Consider the following 24299-nt stretch of genomic DNA (forward strand, 5'->3'; position numbering starts at 1 on the left):
GGGCTACCCTGCGCTCAGAGGAGTTCGCCTGCCTGCCGGGCCTTGCGGCGGTCGCGCACGACCTGTTCGAGGTACCCGAATGCCCCCAGCAGGGAAGCGAACTGGTGCGTGCTGAGGTCGGCGTGGTCCTGTACCAGCACGTGGTCGCGCCGCACGGCGACGGTAAACCGGTCGAGGGTGAGGTCGGGGGGACTGCCCGGGTCACTCATACCCGGAGGGTAGGCGGCGCGGCGTTGCGGGGCCGTTACACGCGGGGGTGAATGTCACTAGAGTAAGTCATGCAGCTGTGCCTGACCCGAGCGCCCAGGCCGGGGGAGCCGACCGCCCCCCTGCTTCTGGGGGTCCTTGCCCTGCAGGGCCCGGTCTCGCGGGCCGCCCTGGCAGACCTGCTCTGGCCGGACTCCCCGCACGCCCGGTCGAACCTGCGGGTGGAACTGCACCGCTTGAAACGGGGGGCGTTCGCCGGGCACGTCGACGCGGACCCGGACCGGCTGGCGCTGTGCAGCGCCGTTCAGGTGGACGTGCACGAGGCCCGGGCACGGGCGCTTGCCGGGGACTTTGTGGGCGCCGTGGAGCGGGTGGGTGCGGCGCTGCTGCCGTGGGTGACGGGCAGCGTCCCGGCCGAGGAGTGGCTCGGCAGGGAGCGCGCCCGCTGGGAGGCGGAGTACCTGCGCTGGCTGGGCGAGGCGTTAAGCCTGGCCGAGCGGCAGGGGCAGCACGCGCAGGCGCGCGCGCTGGCGGAGGCGTGGCTGACCGTGGATCCCCTCTCGGAGGACGCCCACGCCCGGGCGCTCCGCGCGTGCGTGCTGCTGGGGGACGCCAGCGCGGCGCGGCGCGCGTACCGCGGGTGTGAACGCATGACCCGCGCCGAGTTCGGGCGTGCGCCCCGGCCCGACACCCGCGCGTGGCTGTCGCAACTCACGGACGCGGGTGCGGCGCCTGTCCCGGCGGCCCTGCCGAGGCTGCCGCTGGTCGGCCGGGAGCAACTGTTCCGGGACCTGCTGCGCCCGGGCGCGTGGCTGCTGCTCGGCGACCCGGGGGTGGGCAAGACGCGCCTGGCCGTGGAGGTCGCCCGGCAGCTGGGCGCCTCGCTGCTGGTGTCCGGCGCCATGACCGGCGCGCCGCTCGCGGCCCTGCTGCTTACCCTGGAGGAAGTCGGGGAGGTGGCGTACGGCGCGGCCGCCCGGCGGGCCCTGGCACAGCTGCGGCGGGAACAGGAGGAACCGGACTTCACCCCGTCGGTGCGTGAAGCGTTGTACGCCGGGCTCGCGCAGGCCCTCCAGGACGCCCTGGCGGGACGGAACGTCCTGCTGGTCGACGATCTGCATGACCTGGACCCGGCCACGCTGGAGGTGCTGGGACGGTTCCTGCACCTCAACGCGCAGCGCCCGCCCGCGCAGCAGGTCAAGGTCGTGGCGACGGCCCGCACGTTCGAACTGCAGCGCGGCCGTGCGGGGGCCTGGGTGGCTGAGCAGCGCGCCCGGGGCACCCTGCACCGCGCGGAGGTGCCGCCTCTGGGGCAGATCGACATTCTGAACCTGGTGCACTTCCTCAGCCGTCAGGGGCAGGGGGGCGCGCAGTTCGCCGCGCGGCTGCACGAATGCTCGGGCGGCAATCCGCTGTTCTTCCAGGAGATCCTGCGGGCCCTGCTGGCCAGCGGCGACCTGGCCCGCACAGACGGGAACGCCTGGCTGGTGCGGTTCGACGCGGACGGCGGGTACGGGCACCTCGCGGCGCCCAGCAGCGTGTCCGAGGCGGTTCTGGCCCGGGCGGCCCTGCTGCCTGGCCCCGCCCGGCACTGCCTGAACGTGCTGTGCCTGCAGACCCGGCCGATTTCCGCCGCGGCATTGGCCGGCGCGAGTCACCTCAGTGAGTGGGCGGTGCTGCAGCACACCGCGCTGCTCAAGGCGAGCGGCTTCGCCCATGAAATTGCCGGCGGGTACGTTCTGCGGCACAACCTGCAGCGTCAGGCGCTGCGCGGCGCGCTGTCCGAGCAGGAGGCGCAGGTGCTGCACGCCGAACTCGCCGCGGCGCTGCATGCCACGGGCGCGCCCCTGCAGGACGTGGCCCTGTGCTACGAGGCCGGGGGCCGCGCCCGTCAGGCCGCGCAGGCGTGGGTGAAGGTCGCAGAGGCGGCCCGCAGCGCGCTGGCCCCCGCCGAAGCGACCCGGGCTTTCGAGCGCGCCCTGACGCTCGGTCTGGACGACCCGCAGGACTGGACAGTCATGACGGCCCTGTACGATCTGCACGTGATGAGCGGGGGGGCCGCCGACGCCCGCGGCGTGCTTCCGCGCCTGCGCGCCCGGGTGGGCGGCAGCCTGCACCGGCAGGCCGAACTGAACCTGCGCGAAGCGCAGCTGCACCTCATGGACGCCGCCTACCCGGACACCCTGGCCCTGACGGAGGGTGTGCTTGACCTGCCGGAGATCACGCCGTCCCTGCGGGCCCGGGCGCTGCACCTGCGGGGCATGGCGCGGGTCAAAGTCGGGCAGTTCGACCTTGCGCGCGCCGACCTGCTCGCCGCGCGCGAGGTTGATCCCCTCGACCACACCCGCCGGGCCTTCGAAGCGTCACTCACGCTCGTGAGCCTCGCCATCGCCCGCGGCGCGCACGCCGACGGGCTGGCCGAGAGCGAGCACCTGCGCCGCGTGGCGACCGTCCTGGGCGGCCCGGAACGGCTCCTCCAGACGGAGCATGCCTGCGGTACGCTGGCGGCCGTGATGGGTGACGAGACCCGCGCCCGCACCCACCTGGAAGCGGCGGCGCACCTTGCCGAGCAGCACCACCTCGACGCGCTGGGCGCCCCGGCCCGCGCGAACCTGGCAGGCCTGATGCTCGCCTCGAGCGGGTACACCCGGGCCCTGGCTCTGTACGAGGCGGCCATGCCCTACCTGCCGCCGCAGGCCCAGCCGGCCGCGCAGGCGAACATGGGCACGGCCCTCGTGCTCGCCGGAGAGCTCGGGCGCGGCCTGCACCTGCTTGAAAGCGCCGTGGCCACCGCCCGGGACCGGGGAGAAGTGGCCGTCGCGGCGCGGCGCCAGCTGCGCCTCACTGAGGCCCGGTTGCGCTGCGGGCACCTCCCCACGCTGGAGGAGCTCGGGCAGCTGCAGCGGGAGATCGTCACTCTGGGCCTGGACGACCTGCACCACCAGCTCACCTGCGTGCGCGTGGAGGCCGGGCTGCTGCGCTGCGGCGCACCGGGTGAGGCGCACCTGGACGCCCTGACGCCCAACGATGACGAACGCGAACGCCACGCCTGGGTGGTCGGCCTGGGCCGGCTGCTGGCCGGGGATCACCAGGGCGTCCAGGACCTGCTGAACGAACCGCTGCCGAGCACGCGTCTGGCCGCGCTGCTGACCGCCGTGACGCCTGGAAGGACCCATCCACCCCGCGTGACGATCGAGGAAGAGGTGCCCGCCCTGGACGCCCTGCTGCTCGCCCACGTCCGCGCCTCCCAGGGCGACCCGCACGCGCAGCTCGACCGGGACGCGCGGCTCGGGCGCCTCACCGCGGCCTGGCCTGGGCAGGGCGGCGCGCTGGAGCGCCTCCTGAGCCGGATCCCGGTGCTCCCGCCCGGCCCGGCCCGCTGACGTCCGGGGCTGCAACGCCCCTGCAACGCCAGGCCGCGTACCCTCCAGGAAATCCTGAGCGGCGCCTCCCGCCGCCCCCCGGAGGTCACCTCATGAAACGGACAACGGCGCTGCTCTCTGCCCTGCTTGTCGGCCAGGCGCTGGCCGCCCAGGTCACCCTCACCCTCAACGGCCAACCCACCACGCTGACCACCACCGTCATCGGCGGCAAAACCTACGTGCTCCTCGATGACCTCAAACGCGCCCTGACCGGCGCAGGCGGCACAAACCAGAAGGCCAGCGTTGAGGGGTGCGTCAACGAGTGGCTGTTTAACGGCATCGTCCGCATGCGCGTGACCAAAGTCGAAGTCACCTACCAGGACAAAGGCAGCGCCTACCCCGGGTACGCGGTCACCGCGGAATTCAAGAACGGCGTCAACCAGACCATCCAGCTTGATCAGGCGGGCCTGTCGTACGACAACGCCGCCGCGGTCAGCTTCGCCAGCGGCGACAGCTGGAGTGACGGGCGCGGCGGCGGCTGGCAGGACAAGACCATGGCCAGGCTTCAGCAGGGCGGCGGTACCGTCTACACCTTCCGCCTGTACTCCGAGCAGCAGGTGCCCAGCGGTCAGGCGCTGCCCGCCCCCGTGAAGTTCCTGCTGGAAGTCAAACCGACCGTCAGTCCTGCCCTGAAAGCCCGCTTTACCGTGCCCGACCCCAGTTTCCGCGTGAATCTCACCTGCCGGAAGTGACCAGGTTGAGGACACCATACGGACTGCCCTGGCTGCCCACGGCGTGACAGAGCCCCGACCCTCCAGTCACACCCTCCGCCGCCTGCCGGTTAGCTCCCGCTGGGGCATCCAAAGGGGCCGTCAGAGGTGAAGCCCAGGGGGGCCCCCCTCCACAGCCGCCCTGCTTGAGGGCCGCCGGTCGTCGTCCTATTGATCGCGGCACCGGTGTGCACGAAGGTTGGTGCCCCCGATCGCTTCCTCACAGCTGCGGCGACCTCGGAGGGGGGTGGTCGCTAGAGATGATGCCAACTTACGCCGTTATGAACAGGTTCAAGGGGGCGGTAGGGTCTGCTCCGCTGGTGCACAGCGCGGCGCTCCGGCACGCCCCGTTCAATAGGTTCCATGCACCGTGACGGTAAACGAGCGCTTCATGCCGAACGTGTTGGACTCTGCACAGTCGTGCAGCACAAGACAAACAGGACGATAGTCTGGAGAGCTGCCTCGCGGGCCTGGGGTACCGCGCGGCTATGGCACAGGGTGGGCGGCGCCTGGCGCGCAGGGGCGCACTGCTGCACCATGGGCGCTGCGGCGCCCGCACCAGCCTTGAAACAGTGAAAACGTGCAAGGTCGGACCTCGACCTTGACGCACACCTCGTCCAGATGCGTTTCAGAACTCCGCCGGGGTTCCCGATGACGCAGCTCCTCAGTCAAGAGGGGCGCGAATTTGACGGTCCACGGGCGCAAGGTTTCTTGGCTGACCTGGAGGCCACGTTCGTGGAGCAGTTCCTGCACAGCACGCTGGCTGAGGGGGAAGCGGTGGGAGAACCACAGGGCGTCACCGATCACGCTCAGGGGAAAACGGTGGCGGTAGGGCGTCCGGTCTGTCACGGCCCGCCAGCGTACTGGCGTTCAGTTGCCAGAACCCCCAAGCACATACACGGGGGTCAGGAACGGGATTTGGCGGTGAGGCTACTGCCGGTGGCGGGCAGCCTGGACGAAATAGAGGAGGATCTGAGTCGAGACGACCAGGCTGACGATGGACCGGTCGTACCCGCTCTGGTCGGGCCGCGAGGTCATGAAGATCACGGCGAGGGTCCCAAAGGAGAGGGGGGTGACGTCAGCGGGCTTGCGCTGCCAGTGAAGGAAGGAGGCGCTGAGGAGAGCGACGCTGAGAAGAAGAATCAGTACCATACGCAAGTATTTTACGTGGCGTCGCCGCTTTTCCACTGGGTGATCGCCAATTGGGCGGACTCGATTTTAATGGCGGCGTCCTGGCGCTGTCGGGTCTTCACCTCGACGCTCATGATCGCGCCGGCGAGCGTGGCGGCGGCGATGCAGGCTGGGGTCGAGGCCCCACCGGTCACGATTGTCGTGCCGCACATGACCACGACGGCGCGCTGGCCGCGGCCTGAGCGGCAATGGCGATGGCCAGTTGGCTGTCGTAGGAGGAGGAGTCGTTCTGTGCCTGTGACCGGGCCTGCAGAAGACTGGCGGGGACGCTGCCGGTACACTGTGCCAGCGCAGCGGCCTGGGCCGTGACGGCCGCCTGGGCTGCCTCGGTGACGGGTGACTGAGCAACGATTGCCGTCAGGCTGGTGTCGAGCCGGGCGAACCCGAATTGCTCAGAGACGGCCCTCCCGTCCGCCTGGATGCGGGCCACCGTCACGGCGGACGTGTCCAGAACCGTCACGGTGATGGTGCCGGCGGTCTGGACAGCACTGATGCTCAGGACGCATTCGCCTTCAGCCAGGAGAGTCACGGCGATGTCGGGCTTGTTGGTGGACACAGTGTAGAAGGTCACGGAACGCTGCTTCACCTGGGTGGCCTGCGCCGGGTGCGGCGTGATGCCGTACCGGACCAAGATCTGCGCGGCCTGGTGCAAGCGCGCCCCCTGGGCGAGAGCGGCTGATGGTCGATCGAGGCTAGAGCAGGATCGGCTGGCGCAGCAGGCAGGGTCTGCTGACCGCAGGACGTCAGGGCGAAAAGACTAGAGAGGAGGAGGAGGGTGACGCTTTTCGTTGGTCGGTGCTTCATCGCTGGCGCACCTTATGGAACAGGCGGAAATCGTGGGACGGTACTTGGAGGAACTTATCTACGATTGGTGGTCCGTTGGGGCTGGTAGGACTGACGATGAACACAGCTAATTTCCACTTCTTGGGTTTCTCGCTGGACCCAGAAACACGGGTTCTATCCATCAAGTTTCAGCCGGTCAGCGGACTACCAATAAACACTCCCAACAGGCGCGGAGAACAGGACACAAACACCTTCAGAAGCGCTTGCTCATTTCGGCGGTCCACTGAACGCATCACGGTAGATCCGGCTTCCTCTCCAGCGCCGGCGGCATCGCCAACGGTGCGGATCCGGTAGTGCCATGCACAGACCCGCAGCCAAGCCATCAGTTGGGTGTCGCAGAATCCTCGGTCCGCCAGCAGGCGGACCTCGCGGATGGGCAAGGCATCGAGCAACCCCTTCACCTCCGCCAGGACAGGGAGCAAGTGGGCCGTGCTGACCTGGGCACTGGAATGCTCAAGCACACGGGAGACGAGCGGTACCGCTCGTCCCCGGAAGAGGACAGACACGCGGATCAAGCAGAACGTCTCGAACAGGACGCTCGTATCCAGCGCCAGAATCAGGGTGTGTGTGCCCCAGTCACGCAAGGCTCGGGTGATCAGAGGACCATAGACCTTGATGGGGTCGATGGCTGGATTCTCCAGCCACCGGCGAACTCGGCGTTCTGTCCTCTGTGCCAACGTCGCTCGAGCGTTGATGTGCGACAGCCAGTTGGGGAGCGTGCTGCGCTGAGACAGCAGCAGTCCACTGACCATCCAAGACAGGGTTCGTGCGTTGCGGATGTCGTTCCAGAGCCCAGTTTGGAGATGAGCCAGCATGGCCTGATAGAGTCGAGAAGCGTCCCCGGTGGCATTTTCGGTCTTCACAAACAGAAAGTGTCCCCTATCGGGGACGCTTTCTCATAGAGTTTGTCAGGCTATCAGCGGTAGAACCTCAGATGTTGAGGGACCACGCGGCTGGGCCGGAGAGTTCAGCCAAACGTGCGTGGAACGAGCGAACGGAGATTTTGTGCAGGCAAAGTGAGCTGCAAGGTGCGCTCTGTTGGCTGGCCGGAAAGCCGGATGATGAACGGATGGGGCGTCACGCCCCACCCGTGCCGACTGATGCAAGGGGCGTCAGAACCCGCTGACGTTCAGACGTCCACCCGTGACCGTCTTGCCGCTCAGACTCGACGTGGGCGCCGCGCTGTTCAGAAGGGCCGCCTTGATCTGCGCGGCCGTTGCTCCTGGATGGGTGCTGGCATAGAGCGCCACGCCGCCCGTCACATGCGGGGTGGCCATGCTGGTGCCGTTGTAGCTGGCGTACGAGTTGTAAGGCACGCTGCTGTTGATCGCCACGCCCGGCGCGCCCAGATCCACCGTCTTCGCCCCGTACTGACTGAATGAAGCCAGGGCGCCGGTCCTGTCGATGGCCGCCACGGCGATCACGCTGTCGTACCCGGCGCCGGCGGTGGTGTCGTAATTGCTGGGGTAGCTGGCAGTGGCATCGTTGTCAGTGCCACTGTTGCCCGCAGCGGCGACAAACAGGATGTTGGCCTTGGCCCCGCGGACGATGGCGTCAAGGAGTGCCTGGGAGAACCCGCCGCCGCCCCAGGAGTTGTTGGTGGCCACGATGTTGAGCCCATGACGCGTCTTCAGGTCCGTGAAGTAATCCACGGCTTTGACCGCATTGGTCAGGGTACCGCCCCGGCGACCCAGGAACTTGCCGCTGATGAACGTCACGTTCCAGTTCACCCCGACCACGCCAATACCGTTGTTCTCAGCGCCGATGGTGCCGGCCACGTGCGTGCCGTGCGCGTCCAGGCTGCCGCGGGTGCCGCCGTCGTAGATGGTGTTGTCGTTGTTCGCGAAATCCCAGCCGCGCGTGTCATCCACGTACCCGTTCTTGTCGTTGTCGATTCCATCGACAGGGTCAAAGGTATTGACCCACGCGTTGGCCGCCAGATCCGGGTGGTCGAACTGGTAGCCCTCGTCGATAATGCCGACGTACACGCTCTTGCTGCCTGTATGTCCCTTGCCCCACGCTTCAGCGGCCTGACTGCCGAACGCATTGGCGGGCGTGCTGCCGTCGCCGTACATCCCCCACAACGATCCGTTGGTGAAGTACGGATCTGATGAGGTCGCCTGATGCTGGTAGATCCAGTTCGGTTCAGCAAAGCGCACCAGCGCGCTGCCCTGCAACTGGCTGATTTTGGTGTTGACGCTCTGCCCGTCCGTGATGCGCGCATGAAGCAGTGGGGCGCCGTCCGTCACCGCCAGGGTTTCCAGGCGCTGCACCCCCAGCGCGCTCAGGGCCGTGACGATTTGAGCACTCAGGCCGCCACGCAACTGCACAATCACCTCACCGTCAACGAACTGGGGTCCGGAGGCGATGACTTCAGGGGTCTGAGCGGCGGGCGCCTGGCTGCTCGGTGATTGACCGCAAGCGGCAAGCAGGGCGGTAAGGGTAAGCAGGCCAATCACACGGGTCCGGTTCATGACGCCTCCTGAGGAACATGGTGCAGTCGCGTTGTGGGTACCCTTCAACTGTAGACACGCGGTCCCCCCGGCTTTGTGAAGAACCCTACGTTGATCATCCGCCAGCACTGGCCAGGCGGGGCGCCCTCCTCCGGCAGGGCGGGGAACCCCGGCGGTAAGCCGAGGTGAGCTTGCCTCACCCTGCCCTGGGCACGGAACGGAAACTCAAGCCCGCCGACGTGGCCCGCTCCTCTCAGTGGAACCGACCGCGGCGGCGCTGGAGGTGCACAGCCGCGCGTCTCCAAGAACCTCCCCCTCCGTGAATGCGTGGCCTGCCCTTGAGACCCCGGGGTGCGCGCGAGTGGAGGTGGTAGGAGGTCGTGGTCACGCCAATACCCGGTGTTCAGGGAACGCCATGTCAGCTGTTGGCTACGTCCCGTAACCGGACTGGTCGGCACAGCCCGTGAGGGCACGCGGGGCAGTCTGCGCAGCCCGCTCCCTGACCGTCCGGCACGCCCTGGTGGCGCCGGGTCCGCCGGTCAATCAAAATGGGCAGTATGCCCCTCGATCAGCACGAACTGCCTGACGTCCTGATGCGCGCGGTGCAGGCGGCCACCAACGGTATCGTCATCACCCGCAGTGAGGGCGACCTGTCCATCGTGTACTGCAACCCGGCCTTTGAACAGCTGACCGGGTACGCTTCCAGCGAGATCCTTGGGCGCAACTGCCGTTTCCTGCAGGGCAAGGACACCGATCTGGACACCCGGGCGCACCTGCGCCGGGCCGTGAACGCAGGCGAAGCGGCCGACGTGATCCTTCTGAACTACCGCAAGGACGGCACGCCTTTCTGGAACGCGCTGAACCTCGCGCCGATCCGTGACGCGCAGGGCCGTCTCACCCACTACGTCGGCATCCAGACGGACGTCACGCAGCGCATTGAACTTCAGCGCAGCCTGGAAGAGCAGGTGTACACGGACGACCTGACCGGGCTGCGCAACCGCGCGCACTTCATGCAGGCGCTGCACGCCGCGGTCCGGGGCCTGGAGACCGGGGCCCTGTTCGCGGTGGGTTTCGCGGACCTCGATGATTTCAAGGCGGTGAATGACGCCTTCGGCCATGAGGCGGGCGACGAGCTGCTGCGGGAGGTGGGCCGGCGGCTGCGCCAGTGCGTCCGGAAAGGAGACGTGGTGGCGCGCCTGGCCGGTGACGAATTTGTCGTGCTTATCCGGACTATTGAGGATCACACCCTGGACACCCTCGCGCCGAGGCTCCTCCAGGCCCTGGAACGCCCGGTTCACATCCAGAACGTTCAGGTGCGGGTGCAGGCCAGCCTGGGTTTCATCCTGCCGGCGCCCGGTCTGAGCGCCGACGAAGTGCTTGCCGCCGCAGACCAGGCCATGTACGACGCCAAGCGCGCCGGCAAGCACACCTTCGTCATTCGTGACGCCCGCCCGCGCGGCTGAGCGGCACACCCAGGTGCGGGAGACGCCACCCGGCGGACTTGTCGCGCCCGTCGGGTGGCCTGACCGGTTCGCGTGCCCGGCGGGATTCAGGCCCCACGCCAGCAGGAGGTCAGCGCTTGAACCGTGCCAGAACCGCCTGCATCACGGCCGGAGCGCGTCCCGGCGGTTCTGGCAACTTAACCTCAGCGCGACCTGGGGCGTTGCCTCTGGCCAGAGCAGCGACGCGGCCGGCGTCGGATGACGACTGGAAGAAGAAATATGGCGACACCACACCAGACGAAGCCAAACGCCCGTCTGTCGCGCATCGTGGGTCCTGGAAGACCAGTCCGGGGTCAAAGCCACTTGAGGCGAACCTGTCAAACTCAGCGCATGTCGTTCGACCCGTTGAATCCGCTTATTGTGCAGGCGGACCGAAGCGTGTTTCTGGAAGCATTTAATCCGCGTGCAGAGGCGGCGCGCACTGATATTGCGCCGTTTGCAGAACTGATCAGCAGTCCCGAACATCTGCACACGTACCGGGTCACGCCCCTGTCATTATGGAACGCGGCCAGCGCGGGCCTGACGGCAAACGGCATCATGGAGGCCCTGGCCCGGCACGCCAAATTCCCTCTCCCTGACAATGTGGCTACGGACGTCCGCGAGCTCGTGGGCCGCTGGGGCCGCCTAAAGCTGGAACGGTACGACTCCGCGCTGCTGTTGATCGTCGCGGCTGGCGACGAAGCCCTGCTGACTGAACTCGGGCGCCACAAGGAGATCAGGCCGCTGCTGGGCGAGGTCATGTCGTCCACCGTGGTGACCGTTCCGGCGGCCCACCGGGGGGTGCTTAAGCAGCAGCTGATCGAGGTTGGCTGGCCGGTGGATGATCAGGCAGGCTACACCGATGGCGCCGCCTTCGCAGTGCGGCTGTCGTCGTCGCTTCAGGTGCGCGACTATCAGCGCGAAGCCGCCGAGGCGTTCTACCGCGCCGGCAGCGAGCAGGGTGGGTCGGGTGTGGTGGTCCTGGCCCCAGGCGCAGGAAAAACGGTGGTGGGCATGGCCGCCATGAGCCTGGTCGGGCAGCGGACCCTGGTGCTGACCACCAACCGGACCAGCGTCAATCAGTGGCACCGGGAACTCCTGAACAAAACCGACCTGAGCCCCGAGGACGTCAGCGAGTACGCCGCCGGGAAAGCACTGACCCCAGTGACGCTGTGCACCTACCAGATGCTCACCCACCGCAAGCGGAGCAGTCTGAGTGGGGAGGACGGCGCCTACCCGCATCTGGCATTGATCGGGGCTTCTGAATGGGGGCTGATCATTTACGACGAGGTTCATCTGCTGCCGGCTCCGGTGTTCCGCCTCACCGCCGAAGTCCAGGCCCGCCGCCGCCTGGGCCTGACCGCCACCCTGATCCGCGAGGACGGCCGCGAAGGCGACGTGTTCGCGCTCATCGGCCCCAAGCGCTATGACCAGCCCTGGAAGACCCTGGAAGCGCAGGGCTGGATTGCCCAGGCTCACTGCCTGGAAGTCCGGCTGCGTCTGCCGCCTGAAGAGCGTGTGCAGTACGCGGTCGCCCCGGACCAGGACAAGCACCGCATTGCCGCCGAGAACCCAGTCAAGCGCACGGTCCTGCGGCAGGTGATGGCGCGGCACAGCGGCCTGCCGACGCTGATTATCGGCCAGTTCCTGGATCAGCTTGAACTGATAGGCGCCGACCTGGAGGTCCCCGTGATCACCGGCAAGACGCCGCAGCGCACCCGCGAGACCCTCTTCCAGGCGTTCCGGGAGGGCCACCTGAAGACGCTGGTGCTGTCCAGGGTCGGCAACTTCGCGCTGGATCTGCCTGACGCCGAGCTTCTTATTCAGGTGTCAGGTGCCTTCGGGTCGCGGCAGGAGGAAGCGCAGCGCCTGGGGCGGCTGCTGCGCCCCAAGGCCGACGGCCGCGCCGCCTATTTCTATTCTCTGGTCACCCGCGAAACCAGCGAGGAGGACTTTGCCCACCACCGCCAGCTGTTTCTGGCCGCACAGGGCTACTCTTACGGCATTCTGGATCAAGATGAGGTTTGACGTTGATCCGGCACAGCGGATGGGCCACCCGGCTCCAGCCGCTGTGGCCCTTCGCTCCATGCGGGCGACAGGAGAGCAGACATGACCCAGGCACCCAAGAAACGTGGTCGCCCGCCCAAAAGCGGCAAGACCGTGTCCCCAGCGCCGGCGCCCACAGAGGCCCAGCCCACGGAGGCCCAGCCCCAGCCGCTCCTGCCGGGGGTACAGCGGGTGGTGGCCCATCGGCCGCTGAGTGTGCTGGAGGTGCAGGACAGCGCCGATCTGGACGCGCTGCTGCAGGACGCCCGCGTGGCGGGGCAGGTCGTGTCCCGGCTCGGCCCGACCTTTGCCCTGCTGGTTCCGGGCAGTGAGAAGGCGGTGCTCGAGGCCCTGCGCAAGGCCGGTCACCTGCCGAAGGTGGTCGGGCCATGAGCGCCACGAATTCGTCACTGAGCCGCTCGGCCCTGGATCCCTCTCCTCTGCGCCTGGAGGACATGGCCGACATCTTCGGCACGGGACACTTCAACCGGGTGGCCAGGCGCTACAGCGGTGAGAAGGGAATCAACGGCAAGGCCGCCGCCCGGGAGGCCCTGAGCCGGACCTTTGCGAATGCCAGGCGCCTGGACGCACTGGCCGCCAGCCTGCATCCCACCGAACTGCAACTGCTGGGTGAAGTTCGTCGGCGCGGCGGGACCATGGACGGCTGGGCGCTGTATACCTTCGCGCGGCTGCGTGGACTGAAGGCGCCGCCTGTCAAGCTGAGCCCCTCCTCGTCGAATCTCTTCGAGGGGTACCAGGGCGCTGATTTTCCCGGAGCCGATCTGATCTGGTCGCTGTTTGCCGACGGCCTGCTGGTTCCGGTGTCGGTTCCCAATCACTGGTTGCGCGATGCTTATGCCTATTACCGGCACCGACCCTTCCCGAACCTGCCCGCAACCTGGGTGCTGGCGGACCCTCGCCTGCTGACGCATCTCCCCCCGGTCGAGGCACTGCCCCTGACCGTCAAGCTGGGCGGAGTGCAGCCGCCCACGGTGCAGAACAGAACCTCGCCGGCCGCGAGGCTGGCGCTGCATCTTCAGGAGGTGCTGCGTGGCCTGCGGGTGTTGGGCGGCCTGGGTCTCACTCAGGCGGGAACCTACAACAAATCAGGGCTGGGCAAACTAAACAAACTGCTGCCTGCCCTCGAGGAGCCCGGGTTCTGGCTGGCCGCAGCACAGTCGCTGGGCCTGCTGCAAGTGGACGTGGCTGGCAAACAGGTGCGGGTCTGTGCGGAGCAGGAACGGGCGCTGACCCAGGCTGGCCCGCAGCATCTGGTGAAACGCCTGGCGGGACTGGTTGGGGTTTTGGCTATGCCTGAAGATCAGGCGCATCGCCTGCCGTACGCCGGAGTGCTTCGCTCCTGCCTGCTGACCCTGCTGCGCGATCTACCCGGGGCCATCACTGAGTCCGAACTGCTGCGAGTGATGAGTGCCGTGATCCCCGCAGAGCTGCGCCTGCCGGTGCGTGATTACCGCGTCGTACCGAATCCGCAGGCCTGGCCGGACTGGTTCGGTGCCACGCTGCGCGGTACCATGACCGATTTTGGTCTGGTGTCCCTCGAGGACCGGGATGGGCAGGCGGTAGTCACGCCGGGCGAAGCCCTGGACACCTCAACGGTGCATTCCGAGCCCAGTAACCCTGCCGCCGGCGCTGCGCTGGCCCCCGTTCCGGCGCCCCCCGCCTGGATTCTGCAACCCAACTTTGAGCTGCTGGTGTATCCCGCCCACCTTCAGCCGCATCAGTTCGCCATCCTGTACGCCGCCGAGGCGGTGCGCTTCGATGCCCAGACCGCCACCTACCGCCTGACCCGGGACAGTGTTTATGCCGCGCTCGAAGGCGGCCTGAGTCAGGCAGACCTGGTGGCTGGCCTGCAATCGGGTTCGGCAACTCCCCTGGCCCCCAGCGTGGAGAGCACCATTCGGGACTGGGCGGCGCGCCGCGAGCGCCTGACGGTGCATCAAGGCGTCACGCTGCTGGAGTACCCCACTCGCAGCAAGCGGGACGCGGCACTCAGCTCCGGGGGAACGCCCGTTGGCGAGACTTTGCTGATGCTCGCGTCAGGGCAGAAGGTTCAGCCGGGAATCAGCATACTGAAGTACGATCAGGTCCCCCCGAAAACCCTGAAATTCGGCGATGACGGAACCTTCACCATCACCAGCGAACTGGATTTTCTGACCCGGCAGCTTCTCGAGGGCCGCATTGCGGCTGTGGGCAAGGAAAGGTACCTCTTCCGCCCCGCCCTGGCCGGCGGCCTGCCCACCTCTTTCCTGAACGATCTCGAAGCGCGCAGTTCTGGTCGTCTTCCCAGCCTCCTGCGCCTTCAGCTGGGTGTCTGGAGCGGCCAGACGCCGCCGCCCCGTCTGGCGGCCGTGACGCTTCTTCAGCATCCACAGGCGCAGGGCCTGGCACAACACCCTGCCCTGAAGGGCCTTATCGGCGGCACTGTCGGGCCGAACCTGTTTGCAGTGCCGGCCGGCCAGGAACAGGCCCTGGAGACGGCCCTGCGTGCTCTGGGCTTGACGCCGCACCGCGAGCTTCTTGCTCCGCAGGGCGCCGCCTCCGATCTGGTGATGATCACTGACACCCGCAAAAAGCGGGAATTTCTGGAAGAAGCCATTCGCAACGGACACAACCTGCTCATCCAGTTCAACGAGGAAAAGACCGTTGGGGGCTGGTACAGCAGCCGGGCCACGCCCGGCAAACGCCGACTCGACGAATTTCAACCCCTGCGGGTAGACCGGGCGGGCAACACGCCGTACCTGGACGCACGGAACTTGAAAAGCAGTGAGGAGGAGCGGATTCGGATTCAGTACATTCTGGGCATAGCGATTCGATAGGTGTCGGTATCACATCCAAGATCAGACACTGACAGAAAAGGATGTGGGTGGAAAGCCAACGGATTTAGCCGCGGGCTGCAGAACCCACGCCTCCCGCAAGGGAGGCCGGGCTGATGCTTTGTGTTGATGCTGAGGCGCTCTTGACCCGCCGCCCCGCCGTGGTAGGCCGTGGAAGTGCCGACGCCCTATCTTCACAAGAACACGTCCGTATCGCTCCTGCGATACCCCTTCGTGTTCTGTCCCAAACGCCGCCGAAAGGTGCTGACGGGGAACGTGGCGCTGAGGCTCAAGGCACTGCTGGAAGAGAAAACCGCCGAACTGGGCTGGGACATCGTGACGCTGGACATCATGCCCGACCACGTTCATCTCTTCCTGGGCACCCACCCGGACGTGTCTCCGACGCAGGTGATGCACGCCCTCAAGGGCTCCACCTCCCGCGTACTGCGGCAGGAGTTCCAGGGGTTGCAAACCATGCCGTCCCTGTGGACTCGCTTCTCCTGGGTCAGCACGGCGGGCAACGTCAGCGCCGAAGTCATCGAGCGGTACATCGCAGGGCAGAAGACGAGGGACTGAATGCTCAAGACGTACCGCTCCCGTCCCTATCCCACGAAGGCACAGCAAGCTGTGCTGGAAGGCCAGTTGCGGCTCTGCCGCAACCTCTACGACTGCGCCCTTCAGGAGCGCCGGGACGCCTACTGCAAGGCGGGGAAGACCGTGACCGGTACGACCAGATGAAGTCCCTGACCGAAATCAAGGCCGCGCTGCCGGAAGACGCCGGGGTCTATTCGCAGGTGCTTTAGGACGTTCTCAAGCGGCTGGACAAGGCGTTCAAAGCCTTCTTCCGTCGCGTGAAGGAAGGCTCCAAGCCCGGCTCCCCCTGGTTCCAGGGCCAAGGCAGGTACGACGCGCGCTGCTACCCCCAGTCCGGGTTCAACGTGCCTGAGAAGACGGCGTTTTTCAGCAAAACTGGCAATATTCAAATCCGGTTGCATCGCCCGCTGGAAGGCAAGCTCAAGACGGCCACCATCCGCAGGGAATGCGGGGAGTGGTACGTCAGCGACGTGTGCGAGGTGGAGGCCCAGCCGCTTCCCGACACGGGACGCTCGGTGGGGGTGGATGTAGGAACGACATGGTTCTGCATCACCTCCGATGGGGAGTTCACCGAGAACCCCCGGCATTTCCAGCAGTCCATGAAGAAACTGCGCGTGGCTCAGCGTGCGGTTGCCCGCAAGAACAACAAGCGCAGCAACCGCAGACGGAAGGCTGTGCGGCGCGTCGCCACGCTGCACCGGAAGGTGAGCCGTCAACGTCTGGACTTCCATCACAAGACCGCTGCCAAGTTGATTGGGGAGAACGACTTGGTCGCTCACGAAGACCTCAACGTGTCGGGGATGGGACGGGGCAACCTTGCGCGCTTGATTCACGATGTGGGGTTAGTTCTTCTCCCTGCTCGCTGTCAAGGCAGAATGCGCCGGACGACGAGTGGTTCGCGTCGACCCCCGGCAGACCTCTCAGCGGTGCACCGCCTGCGGGCACACCTGCCGGGAGCACCGGGCGGGTCAGTCTCGGTTTCGATGTGTCCCCTGGGGTCATATGGACAATGCCGACCTGAACGCAGCGCGGAACATCCTGGGACGGGCCGCCCCTTCAGGCATCAACGGAGCGGTCGTGAACGCAAGCGTTGCCTGAGAAGCCAACGGATGTATCCGTTGGTCGGTCACCGATGCACGCCCTGTCCACCAGCCCAACCGCGTGAGGCAACGACACAGCTGGCGTCCACAGGGGAGGCCCTGGGCCTGATACAACGACCAGGCCGCTGTAGGCCGAGTTGTGGTTGATGCGGCGGCCCGCTCCAGTGGACCGCCGCATCAACCACGTTGTATGGCGTCAGGCGCTGACCGGCCGGCGGGCGGTGGACGTGCGAATCATCGATCTGCTGGCCCAGGCCGAGGCCTTTGACGCACTCACCCAGGGCCTCACAGACGACGCCAGGCTCCTGCTTCTACGGGAAGCCGGTCGCCTGGAGGAGGTGCCCACGCCTGGCCCCCCAGGCACCTGACCACGAACGTTCCGGTTTGAGTCGAGGATCGGTCTGGGCGCCGTCTTTTTCCTGAAACAGGGCCGGATTGTCCTGCTGGGCGACCACTCCACCGTGACTGCCCCTGAACGCCCGGCCTCCACCCTCAGACATCGGCAGTGCTGAACCCTGTCCGTACAGCCAATGACCCGGTGAAGTCAACGCTCTTTGGCCGTCCGGGTCGAATTGGACGTAGCTGGGCCAGGGAACCGTTCCGGTCCGGGGCGGATTTCACCGGTGGCGCATTGCCTTGCGTGAACGGTGGGCGCGTTGAGCGCAGGTTCAGAGAACGTGGTGCCGCGCACGGGGAAGTGCCCGGCGATGCTGAAGGGCACCCCTTCACCGCTGAAAGGATCGTCAGCGGCCGCGTTGATGTTGACGCCCAGATGCAGATGCGGTTCAGTGGTGTTCCCACTGTTGCCGACCAGGGCCAGCACCTGTCCTGCCCGCACTTGATCGCCGGGTTTGACCGTGACGCTGCCGCGTTGCAGATGGGCCAGCAGGATGTGCACCTGGCGTCCGTCGGGGGCAGTCGAGCGGAGCACGATGAAGTTGCCTGCGGGGCGCAGGCTATCGACTTGAGGAACCCGCAGGTCTGGGCGGGTGTGTTCAGTCTGCAGCACTGTCCCGTCCAGGGGTAGTGCTCCAAGGATGACTTTCAGCACCTGACCCTCTCGATGCGAGGGACGAGCACACTGGAGATCATCATGGGGAAACAGCGAAAAACCTGGAGCACCGACGTCAAAGAAGCCATCGTCCTCAGCGTGCTGCGGGGCGAACTCGGAGTCGCGGAGGCAGCCCGTCAGCATGGAGCCAACGAGAGCCTGATCCACACCTGGAAAACACAGTTTCTGGAGGCGGGCCGTGCCCGCCTCTCTGGTGACCGACCAGACCAGGGCGTGACCATCCTGGAACGGGAGAATGACCGTCTCAAACGCATCGTGGCCGAAAAGGAACTGGAGCTCGATATTGCGCGAAAAGTGCGACGGCTCTGACGCTGGACGAGCTGATCGTTCTCTGGCAGAGCCGGCCGCACCTCAGCCTGCGGCGTTTTGCCCAGTACGCCAGCGTGCCGTACTGGCGGATGCGGGACCATCAGCACAGCGCGCCCGCGCGCTGTGCCAAGCAGCAGCACCGTGACGCACTGTACGAGAAGGTACGCCAGGCGGCGTTGCAGCATCCAACGTCTGGATACCGGCTGCTGTATCAGGAACTCAAAGCTCAGGGCGAAGAGATTGGCCTGCACAAGATCCGTGTCGCACTCGGCGAATTGCACCTTCACCCACCGCTGCCTCGAAAGACCCGGAAACCTTCCCCGAAGGTTTCCGCACCACAAGACTGGCCGGAAGGTCGACGGGTGCAGATTGACGCGACACGGCTGTCGCTGCCCGACGGGGTCTGTTGGATTTACTTCGTGCTGGACGTTACCTCGCGGGTGGTGCTGGCCAGCCGGGTGGTACGGAGCCTGTCGATGCACCTCGCCAAACTGACGCTCGACGAGGCGGTCGCCGTGCTGCGTGCTCAGGGCCACCACAAGCGCATCCTGGTCCAGAGTGATGGAGGCAGTGATTTCACCAGTGACCTCTTTCAACAGGGCTGTTTGATGTACGGCAACTGGGTGCGCTGCAAAGTGTCTCAGCCGGGAGGAACCGGTATCCTCGAACGCCTCAACCGGACCTACAAATACCAGTTCGCCTTCCGCCAGGACTGGCAGTCCATGGCCGATGTCCGGGCCGCCATGCCGGACTTTCACCGCTGGTACAACCACGAGCGCCGTCATTCGGCGCTCGGCTACGCCACGCCTTGGTCTACACTCACCTTATCGGCGAATGCTCGCAACGCCGCTTGAAGTCAAACCTGGAGCATTACCAGGGGAGCAAGCACCTGCGCACCGAAGATGGCGTAGCGTGCGGGGTCAGCGGGCAGGTGGCCACGGGCGTGCCGGCCGAGCGGTCCCACACCGATCAGGTCCACGGCGTAGCGCATGGTGGGGTGGTCGACATGGTAGTTCACGGTGGACGTGCTTCCGCCCTGGCCAACCATGAAAGCTCCGCCGGCCAGCACCGGTCCGAGCGTCACCAGTTGTCCTGGAGCGCGGCGGCCTTTGAGGCCTTCGAGCAGCAGGCGTCCGAAGGCGAGACTCACGCCCAGCGCGAACAGGCTGCTCCAGAGGTCAAGTGAACCCGTGGGCAATGCAGGAAGGCGCACGGCAGAGGCAAACACAGCTGCCAGGCACAACCAGAACAGTGGGCGCAGGTACGTCGAGGCCTGCGCCCAGACCAGGGTGGCGAGGAAGGCGCTGATGAACATCACGCTGGGCACAAGCGTGGTCAACCACTCCAGCCGGGTCTGGACTGCCCAGCTGCGGACGACGGTCCCCAGGAGGATCAGAGGCAGCGCCCAGAGTGCGCCAAACAGGACTTTTGCCTGCAGGGACGGCATTGATGGTGTGGGAATGCGCAGGGAGGTGATCTGCAGAGCGTCGTTCAGGCGGGCGAGCACCTGGTACTGGCCGCGTTCAGCGTTCACCGTCCAGAAGCCCTCCTCGTCGGCCAGCTGGACCTCACGGATGGCGCCGTACCTGGTCTGAAGTCCGGCCAGGTACGGCTGAAGCTGTTCGAACTTCACCTGCGCGAGGAAGTCCGGGGTGAAGTGTTCTGGGCGGGGTGCTTCCAGCAGGGTCTTGAGGTGCGCCGCGTGGGTCACTGGTCCGCTCCCGGGTGGAATTCGAGGGTTTCTGTGGCGGCGAGGATGGTCAGCAGGGGCACGACGCGTTCGCCTGGAACGCGGTGAGCGCCTCGTCCCGCGGGCTTGAGCCAGCCGGCGGCGACCAGTTCACGCAGGTGATGGTAGAGCTGTCCTGTCGAGCCGACTTCATCCAACGAGGCGAGGTCGGCATTGCGGGTCTGGCCATTCAGGATGGCCCGCAGCAGCCGGAGCCGGGCAGGTGAGCCAAGGGCGGCCAGGACAGGAGCGGCGGCGTCCCAATCCTGAGCGAAGTAGCTGCGGGTGGGCAGGCCGTACTGCCACGCAACGGTGCCACCTACAGGAAGATTGACCTGCCCTGCGAAGAGCACGCCGTCCACGCCGTGTTCCTGAAGGTGGTTGAGTGCCCAGAGGGTGTTGCTGGCCGGTGGCCGTGGGGGCGCCGCGGGCGTGATTTGTTGTTCGAGGGCCGCGAGGCGCGCTTCCAGTTGCGCGAGATGGTCCGTCAGCTCTTTTTCCATAATTCCAATATTACATAATTACGGAACTATGTCACACTGTGCTGTTGAAGAGCGGACCATCAGCGTCTGTCCGAACCACCTGACGCGCGGGGCTGGCCACCCGGGCACTCCACCACGTGGGCAGACTGATCATCACGGCGAAAGCCGGTCCCCAGTACGAAAAGTGCCTGAGCGCAAAGGCCGCCGCCCACGAATACTGTGGACCAGGAGCGACAGCAGTGAGCAGGCAACCGATGCCGTTGCAGCCGAGCTGGGGCGCGAGGGTGTGGACGTTGCGGACGTCATTCCACAGGGCACCCTGGAGCTGAGGGAGGACGGCTTGATAGAGTCGTGAGGCGTCCCCAGTGGCATTTTCGGTCTTCACAAACAGAACGTGTCGCCTACCGGGGACGGTTTCTCATAACTTCTGTCAGGCGGTCAGTTCCCTCCCCACAGAGCCTGCTGATCCACCAGCGTCTGGGCGGCTGTAATAATCCCGGGTGGAACGTGAAGGTCCGCGCGTTTCAGCGTGAGCGACATCGCCGCTTCATCCGGGCCTCAAGCTGCGCGGTGCATGGGCCCTCCACGACCGGTCTACCCATGCCGCCCCAGCCTCCTCCAGCGACGCTCCCCCAGCTCTTTCCAGGGACCTTCACCCCAACAGGCGCCCGTCATTTCAGGGAAGGGCCCCCGAACCTGCGGTTTAAAAGGTCTTGATCGTGACCGGCACAGTAATTTCACCCTGTTCAGTCGGGCACACTGCGAAGCCTTTTTTCTGAAGCAGCGAGCACTTGAGCGTGTAGAGCACATCCACCGGGACGTACATCACCTTGCCGTTCATAAACGGCGGCGCCATCAACGCTTCCAGGCCTGCAACGCGGGTCTCACCTCTGGCATTGACCCACTGGCGGACATGCAGGGTGCCGCTGCCGGCCACGAATTGCAGCATCAGGTTGTCCGGCCCGGCCGGCACGTTCCAGTTCGGATCCTGCGGGCGGTCGAGGTTGGCCCGTCCGGGGTACCAGATCAACTCCCGCACCAGCGGATGTGGAGATTGAACCGAAGTGCGGGTCAGCCTGGAGGCGGCTGTCACGAATGCCGCAAGGTCAATGTAGCGCTCCCCTTTTTTCGGAGTAATGGCCTTTCCAGTCGCACTCAGGCCAGCAGGAAGCGTAAAACCGGTCGGTACGGTGGCGTCGGCCACGCCGGTTAGTGCAGCCAGCAGCCAGACATGTCTTGTGATCATGATTGAAGTCTAGAGGGGCCACTCCGGGTGAGAGGTGCGGGAACCGCCCCTTCCCCCAAGGGAAAGGGAAGACGATCCGGAGCCCTTTGCGGTGCATCAGAATCTGGCGGGGTACCGGTGCCGCCTGCCGCGCGGTGGGCGGCAGGCCTCTCCAGGTCCAGATGACGCCAGCGCAGGGCCGGTTTCGTGCGGGAAGCGAGAGCGGCAGAGCAGGTGAGTCATGACCGTGCTCAAGCTCGGGAGGCTGGCGCATTGCCCGGCGGTTGATCCGGGGCGCCCCGTGGCGTCGCGGTCCGGCCGGGCCCGCGCGTCATGACGCCCTGGAGCGCAGGCCGTGGTCCTCATGTTGTCCTGACCAGCGCGACCCTGCCCTTCAGTTCACTGCGTCAGTCCTTCCGAGTGTCCTCGAGCACGGTCGTCCAGAAGGCGAGACTCGCCCGCTCATACAGAATGCCCATCCTCAGCGGTTCGGTGCGGGTGTCTGCGGCCGTTTCAGCTTTCAGCTGTGTGGTCAGGTGTTCATAGATCTGCAGCCGGGCATGGTGAAGGGCAAGTTGCTCAGCCGCCAGCGCCTGACGCGTTCCTGGCGGTCCCTGGGACACGAAAAACAATTTCAGGAGACCGGGATCCCGGAGTTCCACTTCACCAGCAGGCCGTCGCAGCCACTCGGTGAGGGCCGTCCGCCCTGCTGGATTCAGGGTATAGGTGCGTCGGCGCCGTCCCGTTTCTTCCTGCGTTTCCGTCAGCAGGCCGAGCGCAGCCAGGCGCTGCGGCTCTGCGTACAGTTGTGAACGCGGGAAACTCCAGAAATAACCCACTGAGCCGTCCACCTGACGTTTGAGATCGTAGGAGGTGAGGGGGCCGCACTGCGCGAGGATGCCCAGCACGATGTAGGCCGAGGGTCCCAGGCTTGCTTCGGGCATAGGTGCATTGTACGCTGGTTCTAGACCGTCCATTCTGGACCGTTTATAAGGGACGGTCAGGAGAAACCATGACACCTGCACTCCAGCGGCTCACAGCAGAAATCGACGGTGACTTCGTCGTCTTCCTTATTGGCATGCGGATCAACCACCCCTGGAAGGTCCGGTCCTGGTGGCCCGTCATCCAGGCCATGCCCCGGATGCTCCGGGAATTACAGACACAACCCGAACTGGGGCTTCTCGGCTCGCACTCCTCTGGCCTGACCCAGGTGCAGTACTGGCGGAGCATGGCTCACCTGCACCGCTACGCGACCTCCAGGGAACATGCTCACCTGCCCGCCTGGCGCGCCTTCACGCAGGGCGCGCGGGCCGCCGGCGGCGCAGTGGGCATCTGGCACGAGACCTACCAGGTCACCGCAGGGGCCTACGAAACCGTTTACGTGAACATGCCGCCAACCGGCCTGGGCCGGGCCGGAACGCTGATCCCCGCGACAGGCCCGCGGCAGACCGCGCAGCGACGGCTCACAACCGCCACCCCAGCACGGTGAGGGCGGGGAAAAGCACGGCGGTTAGCCAGCCAAGGCAGGACGCACGTGTGGTGGCGTTCCAGCCCCCCTGAACGCAGCTGACAACCAAGGATAAGCCTGCCGCTGCCCTTCTGCCCGCCCAGCCCTCCCAACCGCACAGGCGACGTCAGCCGCCATGGGGGCACGACCTTGCGTCGCTCCACCTGACAGCTCTGAGCGGGAAACTCAGGTAGGTCGGGACCACGCGCCCCTCATGCAGGCGCGCGACTCAACGCGGTCGCCTGGAAATACACCCCCAACTCTGCCTGGAGTGCCGCGACTGTGAGAGGTCGTTCCGCTCGCAAACGCACAAGCGGGAGTCCAGCGCTCCGGAAGGCCACGTCTTTCACTGCGTCCCGCGCCTGCTGCTGAGCGTCGTGGCCTGCTCTCCCGAGCTCAATGGCGAACACCGGATGAAGCGCCGTACCCGAGACGACCAGGAAGTCCACATGCGTATCCCGCAGGCGGGGGTCCGGTCCGTTCTGCTGACTGGGGTGGCGCGTGGTGATGTAAAACAGGTCGTTTAACCGGACGTTCGGCAGCACCCGGGAGCCAGCGGGCAGGGCTGCCTCGAGTGTGGCCAGGAAGGCCGCCTCGCTGTGCGTCAGAAGGAACGGCCTGGTGCGTACCGGCAGCTCATTCGGCATGCCGTCAGGCAGGAGGAGGAGGTTGACCGGCTCAGCGGATGGACGGTTGGGTCTGGCGTATGGAGTAGAAGGGACTGGGCGCCGCACTGTTCCAGCGGCCGCGCGTGCGGGCGTGAACGGTATGGGTGCAGCGCGGGTCGTTCCTGCTCTGGTTTTGGGCGTGAGCGCTTCATGGAAAGCGCGAATTACAGTGACCAGGAGCACGGCGACGCCGGCGAGAACAATCAATGCATAGGTCGCGGCGATCAACGAGCTAAGCATTTCCATAAGACAGTTTGACACAACGGTCAGACTTGCTTGGTCACTTTTTTCTGTGCGCCGCACTCCCTCCCCGGGCGCGGCCTCTGCGTACCGGATGCTCACGTGGAGTTCAACCGGGCCTGAGGCACGACCCGTCACCCTGATCGCGCTTCCACCTCTCCTCACCCGACCCGGTCGCTCTGCCTC

Annotated in this window: 25 protein-coding genes and 2 pseudogenes; 14 read left to right on the forward strand and 13 right to left on the reverse strand. The window is 66.2% G+C overall.

Annotated features, from left to right (window positions below; genetic code table 11):
• Positions 1-14: 14 nt before the first annotated feature.
• Complete coding sequence (locus LAJ19_RS16190; RefSeq protein ID WP_225523900.1) at positions 15-209, reverse strand: hypothetical protein; 195 nt, start codon at positions 207-209, stop codon at positions 15-17.
• A gap of 69 nt (positions 210-278) precedes the next feature.
• Here LAJ19_RS16190 and LAJ19_RS16195 point away from each other — a divergent pair, with 69 nt between their 5' ends.
• Together LAJ19_RS16195 and LAJ19_RS16200 are read left to right on the forward strand one after the other, a co-directional pair.
• Positions 279-3590: an ATP-binding protein gene (locus LAJ19_RS16195; RefSeq protein ID WP_225523901.1), complete on the forward strand. Its 3312-nt coding sequence runs from the start codon at positions 279-281 to the stop codon at positions 3588-3590.
• Positions 3591-3682: 92 nt separating this feature from the next.
• Positions 3683-4321, forward strand: coding sequence for a hypothetical protein (locus LAJ19_RS16200; protein ID WP_225523902.1), 639 nt, complete (start codon positions 3683-3685; stop codon positions 4319-4321).
• A 615-nt stretch (positions 4322-4936) separates the two neighbouring features.
• On the opposite strand, the pseudogene LAJ19_RS16205 reads toward LAJ19_RS16200, so the two are convergent.
• From LAJ19_RS16205 to LAJ19_RS16230, 6 genes and pseudogenes are all read right to left on the reverse strand, one after another.
• Positions 4937-5188 (reverse strand): annotated as a pseudogene (locus LAJ19_RS16205) (IS6 family transposase); the annotation flags it as partial.
• An 81-nt stretch (positions 5189-5269) separates the two neighbouring features.
• The gene (locus tag LAJ19_RS16210) at positions 5270-5491 is read right to left on the reverse strand and encodes a hypothetical protein (protein WP_225523903.1); all 222 of its coding nucleotides are present in this window, start codon (positions 5489-5491) and stop codon (positions 5270-5272) included.
• 11 nt (positions 5492-5502) lie between these two features.
• Positions 5503-5664: a hypothetical protein gene (locus LAJ19_RS16215; RefSeq protein WP_225523904.1), complete on the reverse strand. Its 162-nt coding sequence runs from the start codon at positions 5662-5664 to the stop codon at positions 5503-5505.
• On the reverse strand, positions 5661-6182 hold the full coding sequence (locus tag LAJ19_RS16220) for a hypothetical protein (protein ID WP_225523905.1): 522 nt from the start codon (positions 6180-6182) through the stop codon (positions 5661-5663). Before LAJ19_RS16220 ends, LAJ19_RS16215 begins: the two co-directional genes overlap by 4 nt.
• A 319-nt stretch (positions 6183-6501) precedes the next feature.
• Complete coding sequence (locus LAJ19_RS16225) at positions 6502-7236, reverse strand: hypothetical protein (RefSeq protein WP_225523906.1); 735 nt, start codon at positions 7234-7236, stop codon at positions 6502-6504.
• 249 nt (positions 7237-7485) lie between these two features.
• Entirely contained in the window at positions 7486-8847 is a 1362-nt protein-coding gene (locus tag LAJ19_RS16230) for a S8 family peptidase (protein ID WP_225523907.1), read from the reverse strand.
• Positions 8848-9383: 536 nt separating this feature from the next.
• Between LAJ19_RS16230 and LAJ19_RS16235 the strand changes: the two genes are divergently transcribed.
• The 9 genes and pseudogenes from LAJ19_RS16235 (at position 9384) to LAJ19_RS16275 (ending at position 17249) form a co-directional block, all read left to right on the forward strand.
• A complete protein-coding gene (locus LAJ19_RS16235; protein ID WP_225523908.1) occupies positions 9384-10289 on the forward strand; it encodes a GGDEF domain-containing protein in 906 nt (301 codons plus the stop codon).
• Positions 10290-10658: 369 nt separating this feature from the next.
• Positions 10659-12335, forward strand: a complete 1677-nt coding sequence (locus LAJ19_RS16240; RefSeq protein WP_225523909.1) for a DNA repair helicase XPB — start codon at positions 10659-10661, stop codon at positions 12333-12335.
• Positions 12336-12416: 81 nt separating this feature from the next.
• Complete coding sequence (locus tag LAJ19_RS16245) at positions 12417-12746, forward strand: hypothetical protein (RefSeq protein WP_225523910.1); 330 nt, start codon at positions 12417-12419, stop codon at positions 12744-12746.
• Positions 12743-15190, forward strand: a complete 2448-nt coding sequence (locus LAJ19_RS16250; RefSeq protein WP_225523911.1) for a helicase-associated domain-containing protein — start codon at positions 12743-12745, stop codon at positions 15188-15190. The genes LAJ19_RS16245 and LAJ19_RS16250 overlap by 4 nt, the downstream gene beginning before the upstream one ends.
• Before the next feature lie 174 nt (positions 15191-15364).
• On the forward strand, positions 15365-15763 hold the full coding sequence (gene tnpA / locus LAJ19_RS16255; RefSeq protein ID WP_225523996.1) for an IS200/IS605 family transposase: 399 nt from the start codon (positions 15365-15367) through the stop codon (positions 15761-15763).
• Positions 15764-15925, forward strand: coding sequence for a helix-turn-helix domain-containing protein (locus tag LAJ19_RS16260; protein WP_225523912.1), 162 nt, complete (start codon positions 15764-15766; stop codon positions 15923-15925).
• Positions 15926-16038: 113 nt separating this feature from the next.
• Positions 16039-16563, forward strand: a pseudogene (locus LAJ19_RS21645) (RNA-guided endonuclease InsQ/TnpB family protein); the annotation flags it as partial.
• 109 nt (positions 16564-16672) lie between these two features.
• The gene (locus LAJ19_RS16270) at positions 16673-16879 is read left to right on the forward strand and encodes a zinc ribbon domain-containing protein (protein ID WP_255639896.1); all 207 of its coding nucleotides are present in this window, start codon (positions 16673-16675) and stop codon (positions 16877-16879) included.
• 229 nt (positions 16880-17108) lie between these two features.
• Positions 17109-17249: a hypothetical protein gene (locus LAJ19_RS16275; RefSeq protein ID WP_225523913.1), complete on the forward strand. Its 141-nt coding sequence runs from the start codon at positions 17109-17111 to the stop codon at positions 17247-17249.
• Between the two features lie 176 nt (positions 17250-17425).
• On the opposite strand, the gene LAJ19_RS21730 is transcribed toward LAJ19_RS16275, so the two are convergent.
• On the reverse strand, positions 17426-17932 hold the full coding sequence (locus LAJ19_RS21730) for a M23 family metallopeptidase (RefSeq protein WP_432804253.1): 507 nt from the start codon (positions 17930-17932) through the stop codon (positions 17426-17428).
• Positions 17933-17974: 42 nt separating this feature from the next.
• On the opposite strand from LAJ19_RS21730, the gene LAJ19_RS16285 reads away from it, so the two are divergent.
• Together LAJ19_RS16285 and LAJ19_RS16290 are read left to right on the forward strand one after the other, a co-directional pair.
• Positions 17975-18262: a transposase gene (locus LAJ19_RS16285; RefSeq protein ID WP_225475745.1), complete on the forward strand. Its 288-nt coding sequence runs from the start codon at positions 17975-17977 to the stop codon at positions 18260-18262.
• An 89-nt stretch (positions 18263-18351) separates the two neighbouring features.
• Positions 18352-19116 (forward strand): integrase core domain-containing protein, encoded by a 765-nt coding sequence (locus LAJ19_RS16290; RefSeq protein WP_225475746.1) that lies wholly within the window; start codon positions 18352-18354, stop codon positions 19114-19116.
• Between the two features lie 2 nt (positions 19117-19118).
• Here the strand turns inward: LAJ19_RS16290 and LAJ19_RS16295 are convergent, their stop codons facing one another.
• The 4 genes from LAJ19_RS16295 to LAJ19_RS16310 form a co-directional block, all read right to left on the reverse strand.
• Complete coding sequence (locus LAJ19_RS16295; protein ID WP_225523914.1) at positions 19119-19973, reverse strand: hypothetical protein; 855 nt, start codon at positions 19971-19973, stop codon at positions 19119-19121.
• Positions 19970-20494, reverse strand: a complete 525-nt coding sequence (locus LAJ19_RS16300; protein WP_225523915.1) for a winged helix-turn-helix domain-containing protein — start codon at positions 20492-20494, stop codon at positions 19970-19972. Before LAJ19_RS16300 ends, LAJ19_RS16295 begins: the two co-directional genes overlap by 4 nt.
• A gap of 682 nt (positions 20495-21176) precedes the next feature.
• Positions 21177-21719, reverse strand: a complete 543-nt coding sequence (locus LAJ19_RS16305) for a hypothetical protein (RefSeq protein ID WP_225523916.1) — start codon at positions 21717-21719, stop codon at positions 21177-21179.
• A gap of 386 nt (positions 21720-22105) precedes the next feature.
• Positions 22106-22642: a PadR family transcriptional regulator gene (locus tag LAJ19_RS16310; RefSeq protein WP_225523917.1), complete on the reverse strand. Its 537-nt coding sequence runs from the start codon at positions 22640-22642 to the stop codon at positions 22106-22108.
• A 68-nt stretch (positions 22643-22710) separates the two neighbouring features.
• Between LAJ19_RS16310 and LAJ19_RS16315 the strand changes: the two genes are divergently transcribed.
• Positions 22711-23187 carry a DUF4188 domain-containing protein gene (locus tag LAJ19_RS16315; RefSeq protein ID WP_225523918.1) on the forward strand — a complete coding sequence of 159 codons (477 nt, stop codon included), beginning with the start codon at positions 22711-22713 and terminating at the stop codon, positions 23185-23187.
• Between the two features lie 230 nt (positions 23188-23417).
• Here LAJ19_RS16315 and LAJ19_RS16320 read toward each other — a convergent pair whose 3' ends face one another.
• Positions 23418-24101 carry a DUF2726 domain-containing protein gene (locus LAJ19_RS16320; protein ID WP_225523919.1) on the reverse strand — a complete coding sequence of 228 codons (684 nt, stop codon included), beginning with the start codon at positions 24099-24101 and terminating at the stop codon, positions 23418-23420.
• Positions 24102-24299: the final 198 nt, after the last annotated feature.

The organism is Deinococcus taeanensis (genome assembly GCF_020229735.1).
Classification (GTDB): domain Bacteria; phylum Deinococcota; class Deinococci; order Deinococcales; family Deinococcaceae; genus Deinococcus; species Deinococcus taeanensis.

What these genes read in the sequence shown, in the direction of transcription:
- LAJ19_RS16250 (WP_225523911.1), top strand. Translation starts at nt 12,743, where the DNA reads ATGAGCGCCACGAATTCGTCACTGAGCCGCTCGGCCCTGGATCCCTCT.
- LAJ19_RS16195 (WP_225523901.1), top strand. Translation starts at nt 279, where the DNA reads ATGCAGCTGTGCCTGACCCGAGCGCCCAGGCCGGGGGAGCCGACCGCC.
- LAJ19_RS16315 (WP_225523918.1), top strand. Translation starts at nt 22,711, where the DNA reads ATGACACCTGCACTCCAGCGGCTCACAGCAGAAATCGACGGTGACTTC.
- LAJ19_RS16245 (WP_225523910.1), top strand. Translation starts at nt 12,417, where the DNA reads ATGACCCAGGCACCCAAGAAACGTGGTCGCCCGCCCAAAAGCGGCAAG.
- LAJ19_RS16210 (WP_225523903.1), bottom strand. Translation starts at nt 5,491, where the DNA reads ATGGTACTGATTCTTCTTCTCAGCGTCGCTCTCCTCAGCGCCTCCTTC.
- LAJ19_RS16285 (WP_225475745.1), top strand. Translation starts at nt 17,975, where the DNA reads ATGGGGAAACAGCGAAAAACCTGGAGCACCGACGTCAAAGAAGCCATC.
- LAJ19_RS16305 (WP_225523916.1), bottom strand. Translation starts at nt 21,719, where the DNA reads ATGATCACAAGACATGTCTGGCTGCTGGCTGCACTAACCGGCGTGGCC.
- LAJ19_RS16240 (WP_225523909.1), top strand. Translation starts at nt 10,659, where the DNA reads ATGTCGTTCGACCCGTTGAATCCGCTTATTGTGCAGGCGGACCGAAGC.
- LAJ19_RS16310 (WP_225523917.1), bottom strand. Translation starts at nt 22,642, where the DNA reads ATGCCCGAAGCAAGCCTGGGACCCTCGGCCTACATCGTGCTGGGCATC.
- LAJ19_RS16235 (WP_225523908.1), top strand. Translation starts at nt 9,384, where the DNA reads ATGCCCCTCGATCAGCACGAACTGCCTGACGTCCTGATGCGCGCGGTG.
- LAJ19_RS16290 (WP_225475746.1), top strand. Translation starts at nt 18,352, where the DNA reads ATGCGGGACCATCAGCACAGCGCGCCCGCGCGCTGTGCCAAGCAGCAG.
- LAJ19_RS16230 (WP_225523907.1), bottom strand. Translation starts at nt 8,847, where the DNA reads ATGAACCGGACCCGTGTGATTGGCCTGCTTACCCTTACCGCCCTGCTT.
- LAJ19_RS16200 (WP_225523902.1), top strand. Translation starts at nt 3,683, where the DNA reads ATGAAACGGACAACGGCGCTGCTCTCTGCCCTGCTTGTCGGCCAGGCG.
- LAJ19_RS16300 (WP_225523915.1), bottom strand. Translation starts at nt 20,494, where the DNA reads ATGGAAAAAGAGCTGACGGACCATCTCGCGCAACTGGAAGCGCGCCTC.
- LAJ19_RS16260 (WP_225523912.1), top strand. Translation starts at nt 15,764, where the DNA reads ATGCTCAAGACGTACCGCTCCCGTCCCTATCCCACGAAGGCACAGCAA.
- LAJ19_RS16190 (WP_225523900.1), bottom strand. Translation starts at nt 209, where the DNA reads ATGAGTGACCCGGGCAGTCCCCCCGACCTCACCCTCGACCGGTTTACC.